The organism is Ornithinimicrobium avium (assembly GCF_003351765.1).
In the GTDB taxonomy this organism is placed as follows: domain Bacteria; phylum Actinomycetota; class Actinomycetes; order Actinomycetales; family Dermatophilaceae; genus Ornithinicoccus; species Ornithinicoccus avius.
Map to the genome: position 1 here is coordinate 2,942,225 of NZ_CP031229.1, position 22,255 is coordinate 2,964,479.

Consider the following 22,255-nt stretch of genomic DNA (forward strand, 5'->3'; position numbering starts at 1 on the left):
ATGACCTCCTCCCACTCGACCCCGCCCGTGGGGCAGGACGTCCCCGAGGAGGACCCCCGGGTCGTCGACGACAACCCCGTGCAGGCGGTGCCCGACACCTCCGGGCTCCAGCCGGTGCAGCTGATCGTCGGTGTCCTGGGCGTCGCCCTGACGATCTGGGCGCTGGGCAACCTGTTCCTCGCGTTCGCCTACTACCCGGGCTGGTTCCTTGACAGCAAGATCCTGATGGGCCTGCTCGGCCTCGTCGCCGGCATCGGCGGCGCGGCGATCCTGTTCTGGTTCATCAACCTCGCCGTGGAGGCGCTGCCCCGCCGGCTGGAGCACGGGCTGGTCCCGTACGCCTTCCTGCTGCCCGGGTTCTCCCTCATCGGGCTGATGCTGCTCTACCCGACGATCCAGACCATCCACTACAGCTTCGCCAACGCCGACAGCACCGCCTACGTCGGTCTCCAGAACTACCGCGACTTGTTCGCCGACAGCGCGTTCTGGTCCGCGCTCCTCAACAACCTGTTGTGGATCGCGATCGTCCCGGCCATCTCGGTGGCGATCGGAGTGATCGTGGCGGTCCTGGCGGACAAGCTCTCGGCCAGCGGCGAGAAGTGGGCCAAGAGCTTCATCTTCCTGCCGATGGCGATCAGCTTCGTGGCCGCCTCGGCGATCTGGCTGACGACCATCTACGCCTACCAGGCGCCGGGCCGCAACCAGACGGGGGTGCTCAACGCGATCTACACCCTCATCCCCGGCACGGAGCCGCTGAACTGGCTCTCGATCGACACCGCCCGGCTCAACAGCCTGCTGCTCATGGTCATCCTGGTGTGGCTGCAGACCGGCTTCGCGATGGTCCTGCTCAGCTCGGCCATCAAGGGCGTGCCGGAGGACACCATCGAGGCCGCCCGCATCGACGGCGCGACGGAGTGGCAGATCTTCTGGCAGGTCACCATCCCGCAGATCAAGGGCACGATCATCACCGTCTTCATCACGGTGCTGATCCTGGTGATGAAGGTCTTCGACATCATCTACGTGCTCACCAACGGCCGGGACAACACCGACGTCATCGCGAACATGTTCTTCAACCAGCTGTTCGCCCGCGGGCAGGCCGGCATCGCCAGCGCGCTCGTCGTCGTGCTGCTGATCGCCGTCATCCCGGTCCTGATCTACCAGGTCAAGCAGTTCCGCGAGCAGGAGGCCATGCGATGAGCGCCACGACGGCAACCCCCGCCACCCCGGTGGCCCCCAAGCGGCACGGGGCGGGACGGCTCAAGGACGGGCGGCCCCGCAGCCCGTTCTCGATGGTGGTCATGTTCCTGCTGGCCCTCCTGTGGACGCTGCCCACCATCGGCCTGCTTGTCACCAGCCTGCGCACCCGCGACGCGGCCGCCACCTCCGGGTGGTGGGAGGCGCTGTGGAAGGGCGGCTGGACGGTCGACAACTATTCACGGGTCATCGACCAGGCGGACCTGGGCAACGCCTTCCTCAACGGGATCCTGGTGGCCGTCCCGGCCACGATCATCCCGGTGATGTTCGCCGCGTTCGCCGCCTACGCGTTCACGTTCATGGACTTCTGGGGCAAGGACCTGCTGTTCATCATCATCGTCGCGGTGATGGTCGTCCCGCTGCAGTCGGCGCTGGCGCCGCTGCTGGACCTGCTTGGCCCGCGCGGCCTGGGCATCTCCGGCACCTACCTGGCGGTCTGGCTGCTGCACACAGGCTTCGGTATGCCGTTGTGCATCTACGTGCTGCGCAACTACATGGCCTCGCTGCCCTTCAGCGTGGTCGAGTCGGCACGCATCGACGGCTGCACCAACTTCCAGATCTTCTGGAAGCTGATCGCCCCGATGGCCATGCCGGCGATGGCGGCCTTCGCCACCCTGCAGTTCCTGTGGGTGTGGAACGACCTGCTCATCGCCAAGCTGTTCCTGTCCGACTCCAACACCACGGTGATCGTCAAGCTCCAGCAGCTGCTGGGGACCCAGGGTCAGGGCGCCGAGCTGCTGACCGCGGGCGCGTTCATCTCGATCATCCTGCCCATGGTCGTCTTCTTCGTGCTCCAGAACTTCCTGGTGCGCGGGATGACCTCGGGCGCGGTCAAGGGTTGACCCCGCAGGGCAGCTGGCCGGAGGGCCTTCCCCCCGAGGTGCACGAGCGCCTCGAGGGGACTCTCCGGCCGCTTCCTGCGCACCGGCGGACCACCTTCCTCCTGCGGGTCGCGCGGTGGTGGGAGGACCTGCTGGCCGGCCTCACCCCCTACCCCGACCCCCTCGCCGTCGCCGGCCGGGCGCTCGAGCTGGCCGCGAGCGCCTACCGGGACCGGGACGAGGAGCTGCACCTGCTGGACGAGCGGCGCTCGCTGGAGCCGGACTGGTTCCAGCGGCCCGAGGTGGTCGGCTACGCCGCGTACGCCGAGCGGCTGGCGCCGGAGGGAACGGGCCTGGCGGGGGTGGCGGGCACCGTCGGGCACCTCAAGGAGCTCGGGGTGCGCTACCTGCACCTCATGCCGCTGCTCCAGCCGCGGCCGGCGCCCAACGACGGCGGCTACGCGGTCGCCGACTTCCGTCGGGTGCGCGAGGACCTCGGCACGATGGAGGACCTGCGCGCCCTGGCCACGACGCTGCGCGGCGAAGGCATCAGCCTGTGCCTCGACCTCGTCCTCAACCACGTCGCCCGCGAGCACCCGTGGGCGGTGGCCGCACGGGCGGGCGAGGAGCGCTACCGCGCCTACTTCCACGTCTTCCCCGACCGGACCATCCCGGACCGCTACGAGGCCTCGCTGCCCGAGGTCTTCCCCGACTTCGCACCCGGCAGCTTCACCTGGGACGAGGACCTCCAGGGGTGGGTGTGGACCACCTTCAACAGCTTCCAGTGGGACCTGGCCTGGGACAACCCCGACGTCTTCTGCGAGCTGGCCGACGTCGTGCTCTTCCTGGCCAACCAGGGTGTGGAGGTGCTGCGGCTGGACGCCATCGCCTTCCTCTGGAAGCGGATGGGCACCGCCTGCCAGAACGAGCCCGAGGTGCACCAGCTCACCCAGGCGCTGCGCGCGCTGGCGCGGATCGCGGCCCCGGCCGTGGTCTTCAAGGCCGAGGCGATCGTCGCCCCGGACGACGTCGTGCACTACCTCGGGCAGGGGCGCCACCACGGCAAGGTCTCCGACCTCGCCTACCACAACAGCCTCATGGTGCAGGTGTGGTCGATGCTCGCCTGCCGCGACAGCCGGCTGGCCACGCACGCCCTGGCGAGGGTGCCGGCCGTGCCCTCGACGACGGCGTGGATCACCTACCTGCGCTGCCACGACGACATCGGCTGGGCGGTCGACGACGCCGACGCCCGGGCGGTGATGGCCGACGGTGCGGGGCACCGGGTCTTCCTGTCCGACTACTACTCCGGGCAGTTCCCGGGGTCGACCGCGCAGGGCCTGGTCTTCCAGCACAACCCCGCGACCGGCGACCGCCGCATCAGCGGGTCGGCGGCCTCGCTGGCCGGCCTGGGCACGGCGCTGGACCTCCTCGACCTCGCGGCGAACCTGGAGGCTCAGGAGGAGGCGGTGCACGAGGTCGACCTGGCGGTCGCCCGGGTGCTGCTCGGGTATGCCGTGGTGTACGGCTTCGGCGGTCTCCCGGTGATCTGGTCGGGCGACGAGGTGGCCCAGCTCAACGACGCGGACTGGGCCGCGGTGCCCGAGCACGCCGGCGACAACCGGTGGGCGCACCGGCCGCGGCTGGACAGGGGGCGGGTGCGGCAGGCCGAGGCGGACCCGGACTCGGCGCCGGGCCGTGTGTGGGCGGGTATGCGCCACCTCGCCACGGTGCGGGCCTCCCTGCCGCACCTGCACGCCAGCGTGCCGGCCGAGCCCGTCGCGGCGCCGGACCGCGGCGTGTTCGCGGTCCTGCGGCGCCACCCGCTGGGCCCGATGCTCGGTCTCTACAACGTCACCGAGGAGCCGCGGCAGGTGCCGGGCTGGTGGGTCCGCGAGCACGGGCTGCCGCCCGAGCAGTCGGTCGACGCGCTGAACGGCTACCCGCCCAACCTCAGCCCCGACGGGGGCGTCCACCTCTCGACCTACCAGCCGGTCTGGCTCGTCCGAGCCTGAGCCTGTCCCGACCCCGGGCTCGGTCCTGGGCGACGTGGCCAGCGCTCACGGCGGCATCGACGCGTCTACGCTGAGCGCCATGAGACTCGACGACCTCGCGGCCGCCGTCGGCGCGGAGCTGGTTGACCCCACCGGCCGGGCCGCCGCCACCGAGGTCACCGGGGTCAGCCACCAGGCCGACTGGATCCGTCCTGGCCAGGCCTTCGTCGCGGTCCGCGGCGCCCGCTTCGACGGTCACGCCTTCGTCAGCGAGGCCGTCGAGGCCGGTGCGGTCGTCGTCGTCGGGGAGGGTATGCCGCAGGACCGCGCCTGCCCCGTGCCCTACCTGCGCGTGCCCGACGCCCGCGCCGCCCTCGCCGACGCCGCGACCGCGCTCATGGGCCGCCCCAGCGACAGCCTCACGGTGATCGGCGTCACCGGCACCGACGGCAAGACCACCACCTCCTGCCTCGCGCTGCACCTGCTGCGCGCGACCGGCCGGCCCACGGGTCTGCTGTCGACGGTCGGCTACGAGCTGCCCGACGGGGTGCTGCGCCAGCCACCCTCGCACTTCACCACCCCCGAGGCGCCGCAGGTCCAGCAGATCCTGCGCGACATGGTGAGCCACCGGGCCACGGCCGCGGTCGTGGAGTCCTCCAGCCACGCGCTGGCCCTGGACCGGGTGCGCGGCGTCTCCTACGACGTCGGCGTCTGGACCAACCTGACCGGGGAGCACCTCGACTTCCACGGCACGATGGAGCAGTACTTCGCCGACAAGGCCAAGCTCGTCGCCCGCGCCGCCACCACCGTGCTCAACGTCGACGACGCGCCGTGGTTCGACCGGCTCGTGCCGGTGGCGACGACGGGGGAGCGGACCTTCACCACATACTCCGCGGAGGGCCGGGAGGCCGACTGGCGGGCGCAGGACGTCCAGGAGGGGCCCGACGCGATCACCTTCACGCTGGTCTCCCCGGAGGGGGAGCTGCCCGCGCGGCTGCCGATGATCGGGCGGTTCAACGTGGCCAACGCGCTCGCGGCGGTGGCGGCGGTGGCGGCCACGGGCGTCCCGGCGGCCGACCTCGTCGGGGCGCTGGCCGGTTTCGGCGGCGTGTCCGGCCGGATGGAGATGGTCGAGCGCGGGCCCGGGGAGCCGCGCGTCATCGTCGACTTCGCCCACACCCCGCCCAGCCTGGAGAAGGCTCTGGAGACCGTCCGCGTGACCACTGCCGGAGAGCTGTGGGTGGTCATCGGCTCGGCCGGCGGCCCCCGCGACCCCTCCAAGCGCGCCCCGCTGGGCGAGGTCGCGACCCGGATGGCCGACCATGCCGTCTTCACCGAGGAGGACCACCGCACCACCCCGCTGGCGGACATCCTCGCGGAGATGGAGCGCGGCGCCACCGGGGCCGGGCGCGGCAACTTCGTCTCGGTCGGGGACCGCACCGACGCGATCAGGTATGCCGTGCACCGCGCCGGCCCCCAGGACACGGTGCTGCTCGCCGGCAAGGGCCCGGAGGCGACGATGGAGCGCGGCGAGGAGCTCGTGCCGTGGGCCGAGGTCGAGGAGGCCCGGGCCGCGCTGCGGCTGCGTGGGGCGGACGGTCCCGGCGCGGCCGGCGAGCGCGCCTGAGGTAGTACCGCACGGATCCGGCCACGTGTCTGAGGTAGCTGGCCGGAAGAGATAGGGAGCACGCCCGATGTGGCTGCCTACCTCAGTCGAGGACTCTCGAAGGGTCGGACCCGTCCGGGTCCGCCGACGAGAGGAAGAACCATGACGATGATGCTGACGCCGTACCTCGCCGAGGAGACGGCATACCGGCGCGAGCAGCTCGTGCGGGCCTGGGGCCGCCAGGTGACCGCCGGGACCCCGCGGTCCGGCCGTGGTGCCCGACCGGGCAGCCGCCGGGCGACCGTGCCCGCCGCGGCCGGAGGCACCGCGGTGCCGGTCCGGTGACCGTGCCGTGCGTCCCTGTCAGCGCGGCGGACGAGCACCGCTCGGTGCTGACCGCGATGATGGGGGACGTGGCACAGGAGGACCGATCGACCGCGCCCCTGGTCGGGCGGGACGCCGAGCTGGCCGAGCTCGCGGACCGGGTCGGCCTCGGAGACGCTCCGGGGTCGGCCTCGGTCGTGCTCGGCGGCGACGCCGGGGTGGGCAAGACGCGGCTGCTGGCCGAGCTGGGGGCGCGTGCGCGGGCGCAGGGGTGGCGGGTGCTGGTGGGGCACTGCCTGGACTTCGGGGACAGCGCGCTGCCGCTGCTGCCCCTCACCGAGGTGCTGGGGCGCCTGGACGAGGACGCCCGGGCGGTTCTCGAGCCGGTCGTGGCGCACCACCCCGCCGTGGCGCGCCTGCTGCCCGCCGGCCGGGTGCTGACGACGGCGGAGCCGGGGGAGCGCGGGGAGGCGCTGGAGGGGATGGCCTCGCTGCGGACCGGACCGGGGATGGGTGAGGTCGCGCCGCTGGCCGGACGCGACGACGCGGGGGACGGCGCCGTGCGCGGCGAGCTCTTCGAGGGCCTGCACACGGCGCTGGAGGTGCTCGGCGGGGACCGGCCGGTGCTCCTGGTCGTCGAGGACGTGCACTGGGCCGACCGGTCCACCCGTGACCTGCTGTCCTTCTTCTTCGCCCGGGGCTTCGCGACCCCGGTCTCGGTGGTCGTCTCCTACCGCGCCGACGACCTGCACCGGCGCCACCCGCTGCGCTCGACGGTCGCCGAGTGGGGGCGGATGCCCTCGCTCGTCCGGCTGCACCTCGCCCCGCTGGGCGACGCCGACGTACGGACGCTCGTGCGCTCCGCGGGCGGGGCGCGGGCCGACCAGGAGGGCGTGGAGGAGATCGTGCGCCGCGCCGAGGGCAACGCGTTCTTCGCCGAGGAGCTGCTCGCCGCGCACGGCACCGGGGGCGCGGCGCTGCCCTGGACGCTGGCCGACGTCCTGCTCGTGCGGCTGGACCGGTTGCCCGAGGAGACCCGCGCGGTGGTGCGCGCGGCGGCCTGCGTGGGACGACGGGTGCCGCACGCCATGCTCGAGGCGGTCGTCGACCTGCCCGCAGCCCGGCTGGACGAGGCCCTGCGCGCGGCCGTGGAGGCCAACATCCTGGTGCCGACCAGCGACGCCGGCTACTCCTTCCGGCACGCGCTGCTCGGCGAGGCCGTCTACGACGACCTGCTCCCCGGCGAGCGGGCCCGCCTCCATGCCGCGTGCGCCCGGGCGCTGCGCGAGGGCGGGGTCCCGGGAGCCGCGGCCGAGCTCGCCCGCCACGCCCGCGCCGGCCACGACCCGGTGACCGCCGTCCGCGCCTCGGTCGAGGCCGGCGAGGAGGCGATGCGCCTGGGCGGTCCCGAGGAGGCGGCCGGCCACTTCCTCACCGCGCTCGAGCTGCTGGGTGCGCCCGCGGTGGCCGAGGAGTCCGGTGTCGCCCGGGCCCCGACCGTCCGCAAGGCCGCCGACGCGCTCATCACCGCCGGGCACGCACCGAAGGCGCTGGACCTGCTGCTGCTCGAGGTCGGGGAGGTCAGGGGCGCCGACGCCGCGGCCGAAGTCGCTCCTGCGTCGGCGCAGGTCGCTCCTGCCGCGGCAGAGCGCGCCGAGCTCCTGGTGGCGCTCGCCTTCGCCGCCCTGATGGTCGACACCACGACGGTGGACGCGCTGGCGGCGACCGAGGAGGCGCTGGGCCTGCTGGGCGAGCAGCCCAGCAGGCAGCGGGTCAGGGCGCTGGCCGTGCACGCCCAGACCAACGCCGACCGTGGCCGCTTCGAGGTGGCCACCCGCGCCGCCCAGGCCGCGCACGACCTGGCCGTCGAGCTCGGCCTGGAACGGCTGCAGACGGAGGCGGCAACGACCCTGGGCCGGCTCAAGTCGTTCGTCGGCGAGCCGGAGGCGGCGCGGACCGCCCTGGAGGACGTCGTCGCCGGGCTGCGGCGGGCGGGGGACACCACCGGACTGGTCCGCGGGCTGCACCAGCTGGGCGGCATCCTCTTCGAGCAGGGCCGTTACGAGGAGGCTCACGACTGCTACCGCGAGGCCTGGGAGCTGGCGCGGGACCACGGTCGCCGCTGGGCGCCGTACGGCTTCGACGCGCGGGCGCTGGCGGCGATCTGCGCCTACCAGCTCGGCGACTGGGACGAGGTGGACCGGCTCGCCGACACCTCCACGGAGTCGGCGCCGCCCGTCCTCGCCGGGCTGCTCCACGCCCTGAGGCTCCACACCATGGCCGGCCGGGGCGACCCCGGCGCGACGGCCGCGCTCGCGGCCGTGCCGGAGACGACATACCGCGACGGCTGGGCGGTCATCCTCACGACCGGTCCGGCGATCGACGTGCTCGGCGACACCGGCGACCTGGCCGGGTCGGTCGCCGCGTACGACCGGGCGAGCGCCTCCGTCACCGCGCTGTGGCAGGTCAAGAGCTTTCCGGCCCAGGTGCGCCTCGGTGCGCTGCTGCTGGCCCACCTCGCCGACCGTGCCGCCGACGCGGCCGGGCCCGAGCGTGCCGAGCTGGTCGCCACCGGCGACCGCCTGGTCGAGGCCGCCGACGTGGTGGCCCGCAGGGGCGAGGAGATCGGTCGGGTCCAAGGTCCCGAGGGCGTGGCCTGGACCGCCCGCCACCGCGCCGAGCAGCTCCGCCTGCGCTGGCGAGCCGGCGTCCGCTCGCCGTCGCTGGAGGAGCTGGTGACCGCGTGGGAGGAGTCGGTCGAGACGTTCGGGCGGCTGGGCAGCCCCTTCGAGCGAGCCAGGTCCCAGGCACGCCTGGCCTCCGTGCTCGCCCAGGCCGGACCCGAGCAGGCCGCCCGCGTCCATCAGCTGGTGGCGGCCGCGCGCGAGGTGGCCGAGCGGCTCGGTGCCCTGCCGCTGCTCGCCGAGCTGGCCCGCGTCGAGGGCCGGGAGGTGCCGCGCGGCGGTCCCGGGCGGTCCGCACCCCACGCACGTGCTGACCCTGCCGCGGTGCGCGTCGAGCTGACCCGCCGGGAGCGCGAGGTCCTCGGCCTGGTCACCGCAGGCCGCAGCAACGGCGAGATCGGGCGGCAGCTGTTCATCACCACCAAGACGGCCAGCGTCCACGTCTCCAACATCCTGGCCAAGCTCGGCGTCTCCAGCCGCACCGAGGCCGCCGCCGTCGCCCGGGAGCGTGGGCTGCTCGGGTGATGCCGCGCGCGCTGCTCAGCCCATGAGTCCGCGGTCCCGGCTGTCCCTTCTGCGGCGGCGCACGGTGCGGGTCGGGCCGACGCGCGGGTGGGCGGGAGGTGCTCCGGCTCCTCGCTCAGGCCTCCCCGAAGGCCGCCAGGACCTCCGACCGCGGCACGTCGGCGACCGAGGCATGGGCCCACCGCGGCGAACGGTCCTTGTCGACGACCTGCGCGCGCACGCCCTCGACGAAGTCGGGGTGGGCGGCGAACGTGCGCCCCAGCACCAGGTCCTGGGCCAGCACCTGCTCGACGTCCATCGACGCAGCCCGGCGCAGCCCCTCCAGCGTCACCGCGACGGAGTGCGGCGAGCGGGTCGCGAGGGTCTCGCCGGCGGCCCTCGCCTCCGGCGAGGCGTGCCCCAGCAGGCGCTCCAGGACGACCGTCGCGTCGGCACCGGCGTAGCACTCGTCGATCCAGTCCCGGTTCGTCTGGAGCCACGGCTCCGGCGACGGGTCCGTGGCCACGTCGGTCACGGGGACCGGCGCGGCCAGGGCCCGGGCGTCCGCCGTCGGGTCCTCCCGCAGGGCGGCCAGCAGCCTGCCCTCGGCCCCCGACGGCACGAGCGCGTCGGCCAGGCCGAGCACCCGAGCGTCTGCGCCGCCCACCGTCGCCCCGGTCAGCGCCACGTGCGTGCCCAGCTCGCCCGGCGCGCGGGAGAGCAGCCACAGCCCGCCGACGTCCGGGAAGAACCCGATGATCGTCTCCGGCATCGCCAGCCGGGTGCGCTCGGTGACCAGCCGCACCGACCCGTGCGCGGAGACTCCGACCCCGCCGCCCATGACGATCCCGTCCATCCAGGCGACGTACGGCTTGGGGTAGGCGGCGATCAGCGCGTTGACGGCGTACTCGGCGGCCCAGAAGTCCTCGGCCTCGCCGGGCCGACCGTCGAGCACCGCCTGGCGAAGTGCATGGACGTCCCCGCCCGCGCACAGCCCGCGCTCGCCGGCACCGTCCAGGACGACCGCGGCGACCGTGTCGTCCTCCGCCCACGCGTGCAGCTGCTGGTGCAGCGAGTCCACGCTGGCGCGGTCGAGGGCGTTGATCGCCCGGGGCCGGTTGAGGCGGACGCGGCCCAGCGGACCGTCCACGGCATACAGGACCTCCTCGCCGTGCCCGGGGGCGGGCGTCCAGGACAGCTCGTTCTTGCTCATGCTCAGGCACTCTAACGACGCACGTAGACTCCCCCGCATGGGTAAGGCATCACGCAAGAAGCGCGCCGACAAGGCGGGCGCCAAGGAGCAGCGCGCTCCCTACGTGGCACGGCCCTTCGAGGGCCTGGCCGACGAGACCGACTGGGTCGCGATGCGGGAGATCCTGCCCGCCGCGACCGCCAGGGTCACCGTCGAGGTGCCGGACGGCACCGAGGTCGGCGGTCGGCCGGTCCCCGCGGGCCGGCGCGAGGTCACGCTGGTCAGCATCCTGCCGGCGGCGATGCCGGCGATCCACCGCGACACCGGCGAGGTGCTCGTGGCCCTCCAGTCGCGCACCTCCAGCGGCGACGCCTCCCGCGACGTCGCCCAGGCGCTGCTCACCGCGATCGCGGCCGAGCCGGGGACGTCGATCAACTCGGTGCGCCCCGCGACCGCGGCGACCCCCCGGCTGCAGGACCTGCTCGCCGAGGGCCAGCGCCTGGAGGTGCAGGTCGAGGACGACTTCGGCTTCTGGCTCGGCGAGGAGGCCACCGACGAGCAGAAGGCCGCGCTCGAGCAGATGAACGACACCGCCGTGCCGATGCAGCGGCTCGAGGGCGCGCCGTCGGCGTACTGGTGCCTGATGACCGGCCGGGCCTACGTCCGGTGGATCCTGGGCGAGGACGAGGACGCGGCCACCCGCGCCGTGGCTCGCCTGCAGGCCGCCGGCGAGCACACGCTCGGCGAGGGCACCGAGCTGCTGGGCGCCTTCCGCGCCGCCGGGCTGCTCGTGCCGGTCCTCGAGGTCGACCCCGGCGCCGAGCCGGCCTCGCACTCCGCCGCGCTGGCCGAGCTCCAGGGTCGCTACGAGAAGGCGCTCGCCTCCGACGACCCGCTGTCCACCGCCGAGCGCCGCGCCCGCGACGGCCTGGTCTCCCGCCAGGTCACCCTGCGCTGACCGCAGGAGGTATGCGGTGAGCTCGCCCCTGCCCCACCCCTCGCCCCCGCGCGTGGTCGCCGTCGTGCCCGCCAGGGACGAGGAGGCGCGGATCGGGTCGACCGTCACCGCGCTGCACGGGCTGGCGCAGGTGGCGCACGTCGTGGTCGTCGACGACGGGTCGGCGGACCAGACCGCCGCCGTGGCCGAGTGGGCCGGGCGGGTCGAGGTCGTCCGGCACGAGCGCAACCACGGCAAGGCCGCCGCGATGACGACCGGTGCCGCGCGAGCCGCCGAGCTCGCTCCCGGCGCCGCGGTGCTCTTCGTCGACGCCGACCTCGAGGCCTCGGCCGGCAACCTGGGACCCGTCGTGGACGCGGTGCTCACCGGGTCGGCCGACATGGCGATCGCGGTGCTGCCGCCGCAGCACAGCCCGGGCGGTGGCTTCGGCCTCGTGGTGCGCACCGCCCGCGAGGGCATCGCCCGGCTCACCGGCTGGACGCCGACCCAGCCGCTGTCCGGACAGCGTTGCCTCACCCGTGCGGCGCTGGACGCCGCGATGCCCCTGGCCGCCGGGTGGGGGGTCGAGGTCGGCCTGACCGTCGACGTGCTCCGTGGCGGGGGCCGGGTCGTGGAGGTGCCCTGCGAGCTGCACCACCGGGTCACCGGCCGCGACCTCGCCTCCCAGCTCCACCGTGCCCGCCAGCTCGCCGGCGTCACCCGTGCCCTGGCCGAGCGCTCCGGGGTGCCCCGGGCCGCCGCCGGTCACGCGCGGACGGCCGGACGCGTCGTGCGTTCCGGGGCGGCCCGTGCCGCGGCCGCAGGGCGACGGGCGTCGAGCGGCCGGCTGGGCGGGGCGGTCCGTCGCCGGACCGGCGGCACCTGGCACGAGCTCTGAGCCCGGTCCCGCAGGCGGGACGGTCCAGACGGGCCCGGCCGTCCCGGGGATCCGGGCCTCGCGCGTCCTACCGGCCCCTCTCCGGCTGGTCGAACCACGGCTCGCGGGCGCCCAGCACGGCCAGTGCGGCACCGATCAGCACCGCCAGGGCCAGTGCCACCACCGCGATCCCGGAGTCGTTGAGGACCCAGCCCAGCACCATCGCCACGACGCCGGCCAGCGCCGCCGGGTGCGTCCCCGCCGGCTCCCAGAGCGCGGCCGACCAGCGGGGGCGGCGCACCACCACGACGGCGACGAGCACCAGCGCCAGCACCGCCAGCCAGGACAACGGATAGCTGATCAGGATCCCCAGGCTCTGGTCCAGCTTGCGGGTCACGATGCCCAGCGCGTGGCCGTCGACGACCTGCTGGACGAAGGCACCCAGGTGCGTCCGTCGCTGCGGCCCGCGGAGCCAGTCGAGCACCATCACGACCGCCGCCACCAGGACACCGAGGACCGCCAGGGTCAGCAGGCTGCGCACGCTCCAGCGCTGGCCGAGGGCGTAGAGCGCCAACAGCCCGGTGGCCACGACCATCGCCGGGACCCCGCCGAAGTCGGCACCCCCGGAGGGCGCCGCGTTGACCACCGTGAGTCCCGCTCCGAGGAGGAGGACCGCGACGGCCGCACCGGCGCCGCGGGAGGCGGCGCGCCGACGTCCGCCGTCGCCTCCGTTCCGGCCCCTGCCGTCGCTCCCCGCCCGGTCCGCCGCTGTCGGCAGCCAGGTCAGCATCGCGGCGGCAAGGACGAGGAACGCCCCCAGCACGGTGCCGAAGCCGACGTTGCCCTGCCCGTAGAACCTCCCCGCGGTCACCGGCTGCAGCCCGAGCACGGAGACCAGGCCCAGCCGCGCGGAGCACAGCGTGTCCGCGCCGATCACCACCAGCGTCACGGCGGCGACCACGGTGGGCGGACCGAGCGGGTCGCGCCGCCACGGACCGGCCCAGGCGGTCCCCGCGACCAGCAGCGCCGCTCCGACGACGGCCGTGGTCAGCGCCACCGACGGGCGGTCTGCGCGCCACCACGGCACCAGGCCGGCCAGCCAGGTCGCCACGGGCACGGCCATGGCGAGCGTGCCCACCACCGCCACCGCGCGGTGCCGCCTCAGCAGCAGGGCCAGCACCAGGACGGGGAGCGTCAGGACCGCCACGACGCCCAGCGCGACCGGTGCCAGGGTCTTCGCGCCGCTCACCGCGGCGGCGAGGTCCTGCGCCCGGGTGCGGCCGTCGTCGCCGGGGGCGACGGTCACGGGGGCTCCGGCGAGCGTCGTGGGCAGCGGCGACGCCGCCGACCCGCCGGCGATGCCCGCCTGGACCAGGACGGTCGGAGTCAGGTCGGTCAGCTGCACCAGGCTGCGTTGGCGGGTCGAGCCGCTGGTCAGGGTCGCGCCCTGCGGGCCGCTGCCGGCAGGGTGCACGATCAGCGTCGTCGCCACCGCCTGGTCCCGAGGGTGCCCCAGGCCGGCGACCACCAGGGACGAGCCCACCGGCAGGCGGTCGGCGAGCTCGCCCACCGCGGCGTCGACCCCGCTCAGCACCGTCGGGTCGACGACGACCTGCTCCGCCCGGTCGGGCTGGGTGGTCAGCACCTCACGGTCGGGTGTGGTGACCGACGGTGTCGACATCAGGTGGACGCTGCAGCCCGGGTCGAGCTCCGTCGGCAGCAGGGCCTCCCGCTGAGGCAGGTATGCCGCCACGCGCCCCTCCCCGTCGGCGGCTCCGAGCGCGGAGAGCGGGTCGTAGGCGGCCACGCAGGTCCCGGCCTCCTCGGCCGCGGCGGCGAGCGCGCCGAGCTGCGGCGGGAGGGAGCTGCGTGCGCCGCTCCTCGTCCAGCGGTCCCAGGCGCTCTCGTCGACCACGGCTGCGCCGTCCCCGCTCACGACGACGTCCTGCGGCAGCACCGGCGCCGGACGGCCGCTGGTCGGCGTCGCCTCGAGCTCCGCGTCCGCGCACCCCTCGACGTCCGTCGCGGCCCGCTGCCCGGCCCCGACCGTGAGCCAGGCGTCGGCGGAGCACGTGACCTCGTAGGTGCCGCGCAGGACGAGGGCGGCTGAGCCTCCCTCGCCCGCCAGCGCGTGGAGCGCGGGCGTGGCGTCCTCGTCGACCAGGTCCCACGTTAGGCCGGGCACGCCGACGACCACGACCGGCCCGTCGCCCGGCGTGCCCAGAGAGTCCGGCGACGTCGTGGTGCTCCCCGCCCGCGGCGCGAGACCGAGCCCCGCGGCGACCGCCGCGAGGATCCAGGCTCCGAGCACCAGCACCACGAGCACCCGGGCCCCGCGCCGGTGCGACGTCGTCGGCGCAGCTGCCCGAGCCGACGTGGGTGCTGTCCGCGCCATCGTGGCCTCCTCCCGCGCCGTCCGGTCTCGTCCTTCGTGCTGGTGGCATGGTGCCACGCGTGACCCACAGCTCCCTGTGCCTCCGACCACCGGACACGACCGGGGCGCCGCCGGGCGGCTGCGGCGCGGGGGCGGCGCGACCGCATACCCTCGGGACGTGGACCGACTCGACCCGACCGCGCAGACGCTGCTGCTCACCGCGGTGGTCGTCGCCGTGCTCGCGCTGCTGACCGCCGGGGTCGCCCTGCGGCGGCTGCGCGTGCTGGACCGGCGGCTCGCGCGGACCGGCGGGGGTGCCGCGGAGGGTGCGGGCACCTCGGGGGAGCGCCTCGACGCGGTCGAGACGGAGGTCGCCCGGTTGCGCGACGAGGTGGCCGGTGCGCTGCGGCACGTCGCGGTGGTGCGCTACGACGCGTTCGGGGACATGGGCGGGCGGATGTCCTTCAGCGCCGCGTTCCTCGACGACGCGGGTGACGGTGTGGTGGTCAGCTCGATCCACGCGCGGGGCGAGAGCCGGACGTACGGCAAGGCGGTCGTCGGCGGGGACTCCGACGTGGTGCTCACGCCGGAGGAGCGCCAGGCCCTCGACGCCGCCCGCAGCGGCCGCGCCGACTGACCCCGGGACGGGGCGGGGGCTCAGCCCCGGTGCGAGACGCGCCCGTCGTGGTGCGGCTGCGGCAGCGGGTGCTGCTGCTCGTCGGAGAGGGCGTCGATGTCGCGGCGCGCCCGGCGCCGGCCGCTGCCCGGCACCCGGACGACGAGGTTGCCCGGCTGCACGACCACCCGCATCGCGGTCGCCTCGCCGATCGGGTCGCCGTCGATCTCGACGGCGACCGGCCGGTCGCAGACGACCCGCACGTCCTGCCCCTGCACGTGGTCGACGCGGGAGTGGCCGAACCGTCGCCGCGTGCTCAGCTGGGCGATGGTGGCGGCCCAGCCCACGACCCCCTCGGGGGAGAGCAGCACGGCGTCCACGCTCGCGTCGTCGGCGAGGGCGTCCGGCAGCAGGTCCATGCCGCCCTGCAGCTTGCCGACGTTGCCCGCCATGACGCTGCGCACCCGTCGCCGGAAGGGCATCGCGCCGTCGACCTTGACCACGACCGTGAACTGCGGTCCCTTGAGGTGCTGGAGTCCGGAGACGATGTAGGCCGGCCAGCCGACCCTCGCCTTGAGCTTCTCGGGCGCGGTCGCCATCACCTCGGCGTCGAAGCCGAGGCCGGCCATCACCAGGAAGACGTGCTCCTCGCGCTCGCCGTGCAGCCCGCCCCGGGGGTATGCGGTGCCCTCACCGGTCCGGTCGTCGTCGGCCGCACCGGCGTCGTCCCCGGTCGTGTCCCCGGTCGTGTCGCCGGTCGCCGTGGCCGCCGGGCGCACCAGGTCCAGGAGGCAGGTGTCGATCGGCATGTCCTGGCCGGTCAGGGCCACCTCCAGGCAGGCGTCGAGGGAGTCGATCGGCAGCTCCAGGTTGCGGGCCAGCAGGTTGCCGGTGCCGCCGGGCAGCAGCCCCATGGGCGTCGCGGTGCCCGCCAGCTCGGCGCCCACCGTGCGGACCGTGCCGTCGCCGCCCAGCGCGCACACCAGGTCCACGCCCGCGGCGAGCGCCTCCCGCGTCTGGCCGGTGCCGGTGTCCTCGGCGGTCGTCTCCAGCCACAGCGGCTCCTCCCACCCGTGCCGGCCGCAGGCGCGCCCGACCTGCCGCCGCACCCGCCCCACGTCGGTGAACTTGGTGGGGTTGACGACGACCGCGGCACGGCGTCCGCCGCCAGCACTCTCCATACGGGTCACCGTATCCGCCCGACCCGGCCCCCGCGCGCACGACCCGACCGCCGGGCGTCCCGGCCGGGCCCCGCCACCCACCAGTAGGCTGGCCCGCATGATCGACCTCCGTGAGCTCCGTGCCGATCCCGAGCGGGCGCGCGCCTCCCAGCAGGCGCGCGGCGAGGACCCCGGGCTGGTCGACCAGGTGCTGTCCGCCGACGAGCGGCACCGCACCGCCCTCGCCGGCTTCGAGGCCGCCCGCGCCCAGCAGAAGGCGCACGGCAAGCTCGTCGCCCAGGCCCAGGGCGAGGAGAAGCAGGCGCTGCTCGCCGAGGTCAAGGACCTCGCCACCCGCGTCAAGGCGCTGGAGGCCGAGTACGCCGCGGCCCTCGCGGAACGCGAGGCGGCCATGCGGCTGGTGGGCAACATCGTCAGGGACGGTGTGCCGGCGGGCGGCGAGGACGACTACGTCGTGATCGAACACGTGGGCGCTCCCCGTGATTTTGCTGCCGAGGGCTTCGAGCCGAAGGACCACCTCGAGCTGGGCGAGCTGCACCGGGCGATCGACACCGCCCGCGGGGCCAAGGTCTCCGGTGCGCGCTTCTACTACCTGCTCGGCGTCGGCGCCCGTCTGGAGCACGCGCTCATGGCGCTCGCCCAGCAGGTCACCCAGGAGGAGGGCTTCGTGCCGGTCGTCCCGCCGACCCTCGTGCGCGAGCAGGCGATGGCCGGCGCCGGCTTCCTCGACGCCCACGCCGACGAGGTCTACCACCTCGAGGCGGACGACCTCTACCTGACCGGCACCTCGGAGGTGGCGCTCGCCGCGCTGCACGCCGAGGAGATCATCGACCTGTCGGCCGGGCCGCTGCGCTACGCCGCGACCTCGACCTGCTACCGGCGCGAGGCGGGCTCCTACGGCAAGGACACCCGGGGCATCTTCCGGGTCCACCAGTTCACCAAGACCGAGATGTTCGTCTTCTGCCGACCCGAGGACACCGAGGCCGAGCACGCCAACCTGCTGCGGGTCGAGCGCCGCGTCCTCGACGCCCTCGAGCTGCCCTACCGGATCATCGACGTCGCGGCCGGCGACCTCGGCGGCCCCGCCGCGCGCAAGTACGACTGCGAGGCATGGATCCCGACCCAGGGCCGCTACCGCGAGCTGACCTCGACCTCCAACTGCACGACCTACCAGGCGCGTCGCCTGGGCGTGCGCGAGCGCGACCCGCAGGGCGGCGGCACCCGCACGGTGGCCACCCTCAACGGCACCGCGCTGACGAGCACCCGCCCGATCATCGCGCTGCTGGAGAACCACCAGCAGGAGGACGGCTCGATCCACGTGCCGGCGGCGCTGCGCCCCTTCCTCGGCGGAGCAGCGCTCATCCGCCCGCCGGCCGGCTGAGCGGCGTCTCGCCCGCAGGGTCTACGACCTGGGGCCGAGGCGCCGGCCCCGCCCCGGCTCCTACCCTGGGTGGGTGAGCACGATCGAGACCTGGTCCGGCGCGGACACCGGGTGGGAGCGCCCCGGCCCCACCGCTGCCGAGCGCCGCAACGACCTGTGGCTGGCGCTGGCCGCTGCGCTGACGGCCGCCCTCGGCGCCGAGACCATGCGCAGCCTCGGCGCCTTCGAGAACGAGCCGCACGGCGTCCCGTGGCAGTACCTCGGCATGCTCACCGCCGCCGCCCTCGTCCCCCTCCGGCGCAGCCGCCCGACCCTCGTCGTCATCGCCGCCGGAGTGCACATGCTGGTCCTCGGCCTGGTGCTGCCGATGACGATGAGCACGCTGCCGATGCAGGCCCTCTACTTCTTCCTCATCTTCTCCGGGGTGGCGTGGGGCAGGGACCGACGGGCGGTCGTCGCCGCCGTCGGGCTGGTGCTCGCGCTCATGGTCGGCTGGGTCGCGTGGAGCTACGCGTTCGGCAGCGGGGTGGCCCAGGCGACGGCGCGCTTCTCCGCCGACCTGCCCGACCAGGTGGGGCTCTTCGACGTTCCGCTCGCCTTCGGCCTGCTCATGCTGCTCAACAACGTCCTCTTCTTCGGCGGCTCCATCCTGCTCGGGCAGATCGCGTGGAACGCCGCGCGCCGCACCGGCCAGGTCGTCGAGCAGGCACGGACCATCGAGGCCCAGTCGGGACGGCTCAGGGACCAGGCGGTCGTGGCCGAGCGGATCCGGATCGCGCGCGAGCTGCACGACGTCGTCGCCCACCACGTCTCGGTCATGGGCGTGCAGGCAGGCGCCGCCCGCAAGGTCATGGACCGTGACCCGGACGCCGCGCGCACCGCGCTCACGGCGATCGAGCGGAACTCCCGCGACGCGGTCGGGCAGATGCACGGTCTCCTCGGCACGCTGCGCGCCGAGGAGCCGGACGAGGAGGGTATGCCGTCCGTGCCCGCCACCGGCGCCGGCGCGGTGGTGGACCGGGCGCCGCAGCCGACGCTGCAGGACCTTCCGGCCCTCGCCGCCGGCGCCACGACACCGACCTGCCGGGTGCAGGTGCGGGTGGTCGAGTCGGCGCCCGGCGCCGCGGCACGGGTGCCGACTCCCGTGCAGCTGTCGGCCTACCGGATCGTCCAGGAGGCGGTGGCCAACGTGCACCGTCACTCCACCGCGCGCGGGGCCCAGGCGGTGGTGCGGGTGGACGAGGACGAGGGCCGGCTCGAGGTCGAGGTCGTCGACGACGGCTCCCTGCGACCGGGGACCGCCGGGACCGGGCTCGGTCTGCGCGGCATGCGCGAACGCGCCCAGCACCTCGGGGGCGGTGTGGAGGCGGGCCCGCGCCAGGGGATGCCCGGCTGGCGGGTGCGCGTCTGGTTCCCGCTCGAGGGGCGACGCGCCGGGGTGGCACCCGCCGCGGGCGCGGGGCTGAGCGCCTGAGGTCGGGGTAGGGCTGCGGCGTGGCGTCGCCGGGGTGGGAGGATGTACGGGTGAGGGGAACCACCATCAGCGTCCTGCTCGTGGACGACCAGCCGCTCCTGCTGCAGGGCTTCGCGATGATCCTGTCCGTCGAGGACGACCTGGAGGTCGTGGGTCAGGTCGGGGACGGGCAGGGCGCCGTCGAGGCGGTCGCCCGGCTGCGGCCGGACGTCGTGCTCATGGACGTGCAGATGCCCGTGCTGGACGGGATCGAGGCGACGCGCCGGATCGTCGCCGAGCACCCGGACGTCCGCGTCGTGGTGCTGACCACCTTCGACCGCGACGACTACCTCTTCGACGCGCTCGAGGCGGGGGCCAGCGGGTTCCTGCTCAAGAACGCCGACCCCGACGAGCTCGTCGCCGCCGTCCGGGACGTGGCCCACGGCCACGCGCTCCTCGCCCCGGAGGTCACGCGCCGGGTGATCGCCCGCAGCGTGGCTGCGGCCGGCACGGCGCCGGCGGGGGGCGAGGGGGAGACGGGGACCGAGCACATACCGGAGCCGCTGCCGGGGCTGACCCAGCGCGAGCGGGAGATGCTGCGGATGGTGGCGCGGGGGATGTCCAACGGTGAGATCGCCGCCGAGGCCTTCGTCACCGAGGCGACCGTCAAGACGCACGTGTCCAACATCCTGGCCAAGCTCGGGGTGCGGGACCGGGTGCAGGCGGTCGTCGCGGCCTACGAGGCGGGCCTGGTCTGCCCGGGCGACTGAGCCTGCTGCGGTCTCCGTCGCGCGGAGGAGAGGGGTTCTCGGTCGGAGGGCCGATGTGGGCCGTCCCCGGCGCGACGTAGCGTCGTCCTTGAAACCACGACACCAGGACGAAGGGGCGCACATGCTCGAGCTGCGGGGACTGACCAGGAGGTACGGCGACCACCTCGCCGTCGACGACGTGAGCTTCACCGTGCCGGACGGCGCGATGGTGGGCTTCGTCGGCGGCAACGGGGCGGGCAAGACCACGACCATGCGGATGGTGATGGGTGTCCTCGCGCCGACCGCGGGAGAGGTGCACTGGCGCGGTCGTGCCGTGACGCGGGCCGACCGCAGCCGGTTCGGCTACATGCCCGAGGAGCGCGGTCTCTACCCCAAGCAGCCGGTCCTCGCCCAGCTGACCTACCTGGGGCAGCTGCACGGGATGAGCGCCACCCACGCCCGCGAGCGGTCGGCCGACCTGCTGGAGCGCTTCGGCCTCGGCGAGCGGGTCAAGGACAAGCTCGAGACGCTCTCGCTGGGCAACCAGCAGCGCGCCCAGATCATCGCCTCGGTGCTGGGCGACCCGACCCTGCTGGTCCTCGACGAGCCGTTCTCCGGGCTGGACCCGGCCGCCGTGGACCAGATGAGCGAGCTGCTGCGCGAGCACACCGCCCAGGGGGTCCCGGTGCTGTTCAGCTCCCACCAGCTCGAGCTCGTGGACCGGCTCTGCGACGCCATCGTGGTCCTGAGCAGGGGTCGGGTCGTGGCGCAGGGCACCTCGGAGCAGCTGCGGGCCACGGCGCCGCTGCGCTACCGGCTGACCACGACCCACGACGCCGGCTGGGTGCGCGGCGCGCCCGGCGTGACCGTCGTCGACGTCGACGGCCCGACGGCGCTGGTCGAGCCCACCGACGAGGAGGCGGCCGAGCGGCTCCTGCTCGACGCGGTCGCCCGCGGCGGCGTCCGCGAGTTCGCGCGGATCGTGCCCACCCTGTCCGAGATCTACCGAGAGGTGGCGGCCTGATGAGCCTGACCAAGGACCCCACCGACCTGCGCGGATCCTCGCCCGGCGGCCCCGGTGGCCCGGTCGGCAGCCCGTCTGGCGCCGCCAGGGTCGCGCCGCCGCGGGCGCCGTGGGCGCTGGTCATGGCGCGCGAGGTGCACGTGCGGCTGACGGACAAGACCTTCATCCTGTCCACCGTCTTCACCGTCGTGCTCCTCCTGGGCGCGATGGTCGTCCCGACCTTCTTCGCCGGCACCACCGAGCAGACCGTGGCGGTGACCGGCGACGCGGGCGCGTCCGTGGTCCAGCAGGCCGCGCCCGCCGTCGTGGGTCTGTCGGTGACGGGCGTGTCCGACACCACCGTCGACACGCTGCGGGTGGCCGACCGGGCGGCCGCCGAGCAGGCCGTGCGCGACGGCGACGCCGACGTCGCGCTGGTCGGGGGCCCCGGCTCGTGGGAGCTGCTCAGCGACGGTGAGCCCCCCTCCAGCCTCTACGCCGCCCTGTCCGACACCGTCCGGACGGAGGCCCTGACCGCCAACGCGAAGGCCGCCGGCACCTCCGTGCAGCAGCTGACCGCGGGCAGCGTCCTGACGCCGGTGGACCTGTCCGCGGCCACCGGGGGGATGGGCGAGGGGATGCTCTTCCTGGTCGGGCTGGGCTTCGCGATGGTCTTCTACCTCGCGGCCATCATGTTCGGGATGCAGATCGCCTCCAGCGTGGTGGAGGAGAAGCAGTCCCGGATCGTGGAGATCCTCGCCGCGGCGATCCCGGTGCGCCAGCTGCTCCTGGGCAAGGTGCTCGGCAACACGCTGCTCGCCTTCGGCCAGATGGCCCTCATCGTGTCCGTCGCCCTGGTGGGGATGACCTTCACCGACCTCGACGTCGCCCTGCCCGGGCTGGCCGAGGCGATCGGCTGGTACCTGCCGTTCTTCGTCTTCGGCTTCCTGGCCCTGGCGTGCGTCTGGGCCGCGGCGGGGGCGCTGGCCTCGCGCACCGAGGACCTGCAGTCCACCACGATGCCGCTGACCATGGTGCTCGTCTTCGCCCTCCTCGGCGCGATCAACCTGGACGGGGTCGCGCGGGAGGTGGCCTCCTTCGTCCCGGTCCTGTCCACGCTGCTCATGCCGATGCGCATCCTGGAGGGCGAGGTGTCCTGGTGGCAGCCGGCCGTGGCGCTCGCGCTGGTCGTGGGCTTCTGCGCGCTGACGATCCTGCTGGGCAGCCGGCTCTACCGGCGGGCGCTGCTGCACACCTCCGGCAGGCTCAGCTGGCGCAAGGCGCTGCGGCTGGCGGAGTGAGCGGCGG

The 22,255-nt window shown here is 74.7% G+C and carries 17 protein-coding genes; 14 read left to right on the plus strand and 3 right to left on the minus strand.

Annotated features, from left to right (window positions below):
• The 6 genes from DV701_RS13400 to DV701_RS13425 all read left to right on the plus strand — a co-directional run bounded on the left by DV701_RS13400 (position 1) and on the right by DV701_RS13425 (position 9,205).
• Positions 1–1,197, plus strand: coding sequence for a carbohydrate ABC transporter permease (locus tag DV701_RS13400; RefSeq protein WP_114928952.1), 1,197 nt, complete (start codon positions 1–3; stop codon positions 1,195–1,197).
• Positions 1,194–2,096 (plus strand): carbohydrate ABC transporter permease, encoded by a 903-nt coding sequence (locus tag DV701_RS13405; RefSeq protein ID WP_114928954.1) that lies wholly within the window; start codon positions 1,194–1,196, stop codon positions 2,094–2,096. The genes DV701_RS13400 and DV701_RS13405 overlap by 4 nt, the downstream gene beginning before the upstream one ends.
• Positions 2,093–4,087 (plus strand): alpha-amylase family protein, encoded by a 1,995-nt coding sequence (locus DV701_RS13410; protein ID WP_228255031.1) that lies wholly within the window; start codon positions 2,093–2,095, stop codon positions 4,085–4,087. The genes DV701_RS13405 and DV701_RS13410 overlap by 4 nt, the downstream gene beginning before the upstream one ends.
• A 79-nt stretch (positions 4,088–4,166) precedes the next feature.
• The gene (locus DV701_RS13415) at positions 4,167–5,693 is read left to right on the plus strand and encodes a UDP-N-acetylmuramoyl-L-alanyl-D-glutamate--2,6-diaminopimelate ligase (protein ID WP_114928958.1); all 1,527 of its coding nucleotides are present in this window, start codon (positions 4,167–4,169) and stop codon (positions 5,691–5,693) included.
• A gap of 141 nt (positions 5,694–5,834) precedes the next feature.
• A complete protein-coding gene (locus tag DV701_RS13420; protein ID WP_114928960.1) occupies positions 5,835–6,017 on the plus strand; it encodes a hypothetical protein in 183 nt (60 codons plus the stop codon).
• Positions 6,014–9,205, plus strand: coding sequence for a helix-turn-helix transcriptional regulator (locus DV701_RS13425; RefSeq protein WP_114928962.1), 3,192 nt, complete (start codon positions 6,014–6,016; stop codon positions 9,203–9,205). The genes DV701_RS13420 and DV701_RS13425 overlap by 4 nt, the downstream gene beginning before the upstream one ends.
• A gap of 115 nt (positions 9,206–9,320) precedes the next feature.
• Here the strand turns inward: DV701_RS13425 and DV701_RS13430 are convergent, their stop codons facing one another.
• Positions 9,321–10,397 (minus strand): enoyl-CoA hydratase/isomerase family protein, encoded by a 1,077-nt coding sequence (locus DV701_RS13430; protein ID WP_114928964.1) that lies wholly within the window; start codon positions 10,395–10,397, stop codon positions 9,321–9,323.
• 37 nt (positions 10,398–10,434) lie between these two features.
• On the opposite strand from DV701_RS13430, the gene DV701_RS13435 reads away from it, so the two are divergent.
• Both DV701_RS13435 and DV701_RS13440 read left to right on the plus strand, forming a co-directional pair.
• Entirely contained in the window at positions 10,435–11,334 is a 900-nt protein-coding gene (locus tag DV701_RS13435) for a DUF5926 family protein (RefSeq protein ID WP_114928966.1), read from the plus strand.
• A 16-nt stretch (positions 11,335–11,350) separates the two neighbouring features.
• On the plus strand, positions 11,351–12,211 hold the full coding sequence (locus DV701_RS13440; protein WP_228255032.1) for a glycosyltransferase family 2 protein: 861 nt from the start codon (positions 11,351–11,353) through the stop codon (positions 12,209–12,211).
• Positions 12,212–12,278: 67 nt separating this feature from the next.
• On the opposite strand, the gene DV701_RS13445 is transcribed toward DV701_RS13440, so the two are convergent.
• Entirely contained in the window at positions 12,279–14,585 is a 2,307-nt protein-coding gene (locus DV701_RS13445; RefSeq protein ID WP_162803035.1) for a hypothetical protein, read from the minus strand.
• A gap of 157 nt (positions 14,586–14,742) precedes the next feature.
• Here DV701_RS13445 and DV701_RS13450 point away from each other — a divergent pair, with 157 nt between their 5' ends.
• Positions 14,743–15,201, plus strand: a complete 459-nt coding sequence (locus DV701_RS13450; protein WP_228255033.1) for a DUF4446 family protein — start codon at positions 14,743–14,745, stop codon at positions 15,199–15,201.
• 20 nt (positions 15,202–15,221) lie between these two features.
• Here DV701_RS13450 and DV701_RS13455 read toward each other — a convergent pair whose 3' ends face one another.
• Complete coding sequence (locus DV701_RS13455; protein ID WP_114928970.1) at positions 15,222–16,361, minus strand: diacylglycerol/lipid kinase family protein; 1,140 nt, start codon at positions 16,359–16,361, stop codon at positions 15,222–15,224.
• 97 nt (positions 16,362–16,458) lie between these two features.
• Between DV701_RS13455 and serS the strand changes: the two genes are divergently transcribed.
• The 5 genes from serS to DV701_RS13480 all read left to right on the plus strand — a co-directional run bounded on the left by serS (position 16,459) and on the right by DV701_RS13480 (position 22,248).
• Entirely contained in the window at positions 16,459–17,742 is a 1,284-nt protein-coding gene (gene serS / locus DV701_RS13460) for a serine--tRNA ligase (protein WP_114928971.1), read from the plus strand.
• 73 nt (positions 17,743–17,815) lie between these two features.
• Positions 17,816–19,216: a sensor histidine kinase gene (locus tag DV701_RS13465; protein WP_114928972.1), complete on the plus strand. Its 1,401-nt coding sequence runs from the start codon at positions 17,816–17,818 to the stop codon at positions 19,214–19,216.
• A 116-nt stretch (positions 19,217–19,332) separates the two neighbouring features.
• Positions 19,333–19,965 (plus strand): response regulator, encoded by a 633-nt coding sequence (locus tag DV701_RS13470; protein WP_407669372.1) that lies wholly within the window; start codon positions 19,333–19,335, stop codon positions 19,963–19,965.
• A 121-nt stretch (positions 19,966–20,086) separates the two neighbouring features.
• The gene (locus DV701_RS13475; RefSeq protein ID WP_114928975.1) at positions 20,087–20,968 is read left to right on the plus strand and encodes an ABC transporter ATP-binding protein; all 882 of its coding nucleotides are present in this window, start codon (positions 20,087–20,089) and stop codon (positions 20,966–20,968) included.
• Complete coding sequence (locus DV701_RS13480; RefSeq protein ID WP_114928977.1) at positions 20,968–22,248, plus strand: ABC transporter permease; 1,281 nt, start codon at positions 20,968–20,970, stop codon at positions 22,246–22,248. Before DV701_RS13475 ends, DV701_RS13480 begins: the two co-directional genes overlap by 1 nt.
• Positions 22,249–22,255 lie beyond the last annotated feature (7 nt).

Bases quoted from the DNA above. Each gene is read 5' to 3' on its own strand.
- DV701_RS13420 (WP_114928960.1), top strand. From the start codon at position 5,835: ATGACGATGATGCTGACGCCGTACCTCGCCGAGGAGACGGCATACCGG.
- DV701_RS13400 (WP_114928952.1), top strand. From the start codon at position 1: ATGACCTCCTCCCACTCGACCCCGCCCGTGGGGCAGGACGTCCCCGAG.
- serS (WP_114928971.1), top strand. From the start codon at position 16,459: ATGATCGACCTCCGTGAGCTCCGTGCCGATCCCGAGCGGGCGCGCGCC.
- DV701_RS13405 (WP_114928954.1), top strand. From the start codon at position 1,194: ATGAGCGCCACGACGGCAACCCCCGCCACCCCGGTGGCCCCCAAGCGG.
- DV701_RS13415 (WP_114928958.1), top strand. From the start codon at position 4,167: ATGAGACTCGACGACCTCGCGGCCGCCGTCGGCGCGGAGCTGGTTGAC.
- DV701_RS13455 (WP_114928970.1), bottom strand. From the start codon at position 16,361: ATGGAGAGTGCTGGCGGCGGACGCCGTGCCGCGGTCGTCGTCAACCCC.
- DV701_RS13445 (WP_162803035.1), bottom strand. From the start codon at position 14,585: ATGGCGCGGACAGCACCCACGTCGGCTCGGGCAGCTGCGCCGACGACG.
- DV701_RS13480 (WP_114928977.1), top strand. From the start codon at position 20,968: ATGAGCCTGACCAAGGACCCCACCGACCTGCGCGGATCCTCGCCCGGC.
- DV701_RS13475 (WP_114928975.1), top strand. From the start codon at position 20,087: ATGCTCGAGCTGCGGGGACTGACCAGGAGGTACGGCGACCACCTCGCC.
- DV701_RS13430 (WP_114928964.1), bottom strand. From the start codon at position 10,397: ATGAGCAAGAACGAGCTGTCCTGGACGCCCGCCCCCGGGCACGGCGAG.
- DV701_RS13435 (WP_114928966.1), top strand. From the start codon at position 10,435: ATGGGTAAGGCATCACGCAAGAAGCGCGCCGACAAGGCGGGCGCCAAG.
- DV701_RS13470 (WP_407669372.1), top strand. From the start codon at position 19,333: ATGATCCTGTCCGTCGAGGACGACCTGGAGGTCGTGGGTCAGGTCGGG.